Raw genomic sequence first — 2,971 nt, 5'->3', positions numbered from 1 at the left:
GTGCTGGCGTGCTGGCGTGCTGGCGTGCTGGCGTGCTGGCGTGCTGGCGTGCTGGCGTGCTGGGAAACACGCGCAAACCCGTTCCGTTGTCCACCGCCTTCCCTGCGGCGTCGCGTCGCAGCGGTGACAATCAGGCGCGGATTTCTCCAATCCCTGCGCTACCCTTCAGGACCAAAGCAGCACAGGAGAACCGCCATGACCGGATTGACCCGCCGGACAGCCCTGATGAGCGGGGTTGCCGCTCCGTTTCTCGCAACCCTTCCCGTCGTTTCCCCCGCTAGCGCCGCCGCGCCGGCACTCGGAGCCTCGATGCCCACGCATTACCGCTTCCCCCTTGGCGCGATGGAGGTGACGACCGTCCTCGCAGGCTCCGGCGCGATGCAGGATATCCATGCCACCTTCGGCCTCAACGCCAGCGCGGATGAATTCGCCGCGCAGGCCCGCGCCTATTTCCTCTCCGACAGCGAGGGGCGGAACGGCTATGCGCCGACCGTGGTGAATACGGGAGAGATGGTGCTGCTGTTCGATACCGGGCTTGACGGCACGGCAACGGCGGCGTCGCTCGGCGGCGCGGGTATCGATCCCGCGAGCATCGATGTCGTCGTCCTCACCCATATGCACGGAGACCATATCGGCGGGCTGATGACCCAGGGCGCGCCCACCTTCCCCAATGCGCGCTACGTGATGGGGCGGGCGGAGTTCGACTACTGGGCGACGACGGGCAACGAGCGGTTCGAGTCTCATGTCCGCCCGCTGGCCGACAGGACTGCTTTCATCGCAGGCGGTCATGAGGTCGCGCCGGGCATCACCGCGATCGAGACCTTCGGCCACACGCCCGGGCACCTCTCCTTCCGTGTGGAGAGCGAGGGACACGTCCTGATGATTCTCGGCGATGTGGCGAACCATTACGCCTTCTCTCTCGCCAAGCCGGGCTGGCACGTCCGCTTCGACATGGACAAGGACAAGGGTGCACAAACGCGACGCGCCATCCTCACCCGGCTGGCGGAGGAGCGTATCCCCTTCGTGGGCTACCACATGCCGTTCCCGGCCGTGGGCTTCGTCGGGGCCGAAGGGGAGGATTTCCGCTTCTTCCCGGCAACATACCAGTTCCTCCTCGGTCAGTCTTCGGACTGAGCGCTCGGAGCGGCGTTCCGGGGGTGACGGGCAGTCCCGGAACTGGCGTCGCCGCTTGGGTTCTGGCACCGCGGACGGAAGGGGATTTCCGCATGACCGACCTAGACCCGTTACGGCAGGCGCGGGGTCTCCACGCCCTGGCGGAGCGAATGACCTGCGGAAGACACATGTCGGACCCTGGCCCGCTGCACCTGCATCTGCACCTGCACCTGCGCCTGCGCCTGCGCCTGCGCCTGCGCCTGCGCCGACCGTGCCAAAGGCAAAGGCCCGCTCCGCACAACCGGAAACCGTGGGTGCCACCTTTCTCCGCCGGAGCGATCCCGTGGCGGGTGCCAGCATATTTCTCCGAAGCTGCCTGCCGCGCTCGCAGGATCGAAAGCCCGCTCCCTTGGCCGCGAGTATTCCAGAACTCGGCTCCAGCGGGGCGCAGCCGGATCTTCCTCCACTCAGCGACCAGTGACCAGCGACCAGCGACCAGCGACCAGCGACCAGCGACCAGCGACCTCATCTGCACGCGCTGATGGCCTGAAAACAGCCTTGAGGTTGAATTTTCATTCCACATCGCTGCCGAAAAACATGTGTTCAAGCAGCCTCGTCCATTCCACCCAAGGGGCGCTCCCCTCTCGACATGGCCCGGGTGTATGTCTGGCCCCGCTCCATCGACACCGCCTGAAGCGCAGGCGAAGCCCCGGACGCAGTTCCACAGAGCAGCCGCCCGAGAGGGGTGAGTGTGGACCTCGTGGTGACAGGGTGCAGTATGGAGCACGCCGAGCCTAACGGCGTGGGGCATGTACGGTATCGATGCATTTCCTCCGGCAGTTGCCGATCACGGGCGCGGGAATATCGCCTGCCTCAACGATACAGCCAGCCGAAGCTCCCGCGCGCAGGCAGGCGAGATGCCCCACTCGACACAGAACCCAATGAGCCACTGCGGCGGGGCAAACCGCCGGACAGCATGGCGCGTGTCAGACGCGCCGGGTCACGGGCGCCGGTTTCTCCGCCATCGCTGCTTCCAGATGCGCGCGCAGGAGCCTGTCCATCGCCGCCCGCGCCTGAAGACTGCCGACCCGGTCGAAGCCGAAGCTCCGCACCATGCGCCAGTGACCATGCACGAGGCTCACGAAGACGAAGGCTATCTCCTCGCAGGCGGCGGGCGGCAGGCTCGGATAGCTTTCCGCCGTCGCCGAGACGATGGACAGCCGCAGTTCATCCTGCCGCTCTGCCAGCGCTTCCAGCAGATCGGGCGCGCGACAGGCCAGCACGACCAGCGCATCCTCCACCGGCTGGAGCGCTCCGCGCGGCTGGTCCCCTTCGTCCAGCAGGCCGAGGTGATAGTCGAACAGCACCCCCAGCCGGCTTTCATCACCGCGGGCAAGTCCGGTCGCCACCCTGCCCTGCTGCACTTCCGAAATGGCGTGCGACACCGCGCCCATCAGACTTTCCGCATCGGGAAAGTAGTGCCGTACCAACTGACGCGACATTCCCGCTTCTCTCGCCACGGCGTCATAGGATGGAAATGGCAGGCCCTCCCGCTGAATCGCAGAGACGGCGCTCGCCACAATCTCCTGACGTCTGAGATCCGCCACAGACTTCGGCATGATCGTTCCCCCCTCAGGCACCTCCCCGTGCCTTTCACCATGCTAACGCGCTCCGGCGATCCTGCCAGCCTTCTTTGCACCCGGGGCCGCTTGCGGAGTTGATTTCGCAAAGATTTTGCGATTTGACCGCCCCCGACACGGACGGCGGCAGCGCCGCGACGCAGAAGGAGCGGGCGATGGCGGAGACGCGGGACCACGGCGGCGGGCTGGACGCGGCCCGCGCGCGGCATGGCGGCGCG

Annotated in this window: 3 protein-coding genes; 1 reads left to right on the top strand and 2 read right to left on the bottom strand. The window is 66.6% G+C overall.

All coding sequences use genetic code 11. From position 1 onward, the window contains the following. Nucleotides 1-195 precede the first annotated feature (195 nt). Nucleotides 196-1,134 carry an MBL fold metallo-hydrolase gene (locus RT513_RS20765; RefSeq protein WP_290688698.1) on the top strand — a complete coding sequence of 313 codons (939 nt, stop codon included), beginning with the start codon at nt 196-198 and terminating at the stop codon, nt 1,132-1,134. A gap of 110 nt (nt 1,135-1,244) precedes the next feature. On the opposite strand, the gene RT513_RS20760 is transcribed toward RT513_RS20765, so the two are convergent. Together RT513_RS20760 and RT513_RS20755 are read right to left on the bottom strand one after the other, a co-directional pair. After that, nucleotides 1,245-1,397, bottom strand: a complete 153-nt coding sequence (locus RT513_RS20760) for a hypothetical protein (protein WP_313534564.1) — start codon at nt 1,395-1,397, stop codon at nt 1,245-1,247. A 702-nt stretch (nt 1,398-2,099) separates the two neighbouring features. Further along, nucleotides 2,100-2,732: a TetR/AcrR family transcriptional regulator gene (locus RT513_RS20755; RefSeq protein ID WP_290688695.1), complete on the bottom strand. Its 633-nt coding sequence runs from the start codon at nt 2,730-2,732 to the stop codon at nt 2,100-2,102. Nucleotides 2,733-2,971: the final 239 nt, after the last annotated feature.

Origin of the sequence: Haematobacter sp. (genome assembly GCF_032102465.1) — a bacterium.
Classification (GTDB): Bacteria; Pseudomonadota; Alphaproteobacteria; order Rhodobacterales; family Rhodobacteraceae; genus Haematobacter.
Note: the sequence above shows the minus strand (reverse complement) of the source record. Positions and strands in the feature narration are given on the sequence as shown.

Bases quoted from the DNA above. Each gene is read 5' to 3' on its own strand.
- RT513_RS20765 (WP_290688698.1), top strand. From the start codon at position 196: ATGACCGGATTGACCCGCCGGACAGCCCTGATGAGCGGGGTTGCCGCT.
- RT513_RS20755 (WP_290688695.1), bottom strand. From the start codon at position 2,732: ATGCCGAAGTCTGTGGCGGATCTCAGACGTCAGGAGATTGTGGCGAGC.